We start from the raw sequence: 320 nt of genomic DNA on the forward strand, positions 1-320 counted from the left end.
TCTCATAATAATGTGGGCCTATAGCTCAGCTGGTTAGAGCGCACGCCTGATAAGCGTGAGGTCGATGGTTCAAGTCCATTTAGGCCCACCATTTTTTTGTTTACTTTTATATTATATTGGGGCCTTAGCTCAGCTGGGAGAGCGCCTGCTTTGCACGCAGGAGGTCAGCGGTTCGATCCCGCTAGGCTCCACCATTCGTTCTTTGAAAACTAGATAATCGTAAGAAGAAGTAACCAAGTAAGAACCGAGTATCGCCATTTTAGTTTTTCTCTCTAATTATTAGAGTAAAACCTTTTAGGTTAAGTTAGAAAGGGCGCACG

At 44.1% G+C, this 320-nt stretch carries 2 tRNA genes; both read left to right on the top strand.

Features of this window, described 5'->3' with window-relative positions:
- The first annotated feature begins 14 nt into the window (after window positions 1-14).
- Window positions 15-91: transfer RNA gene (locus tag M3183_RS26840), tRNA-Ile, on the top strand.
- Window positions 92-118: 27 nt separating this feature from the next.
- A tRNA-Ala gene (locus M3183_RS26845) sits at window positions 119-194 on the top strand.
- The last annotated feature ends 126 nt before the right edge of the window (window positions 195-320 follow it).

Source organism: Neobacillus mesonae (assembly GCF_023715155.1).
GTDB lineage: Bacteria > Bacillota > Bacilli > Bacillales > Cytobacillaceae > Neobacillus > Neobacillus mesonae_A.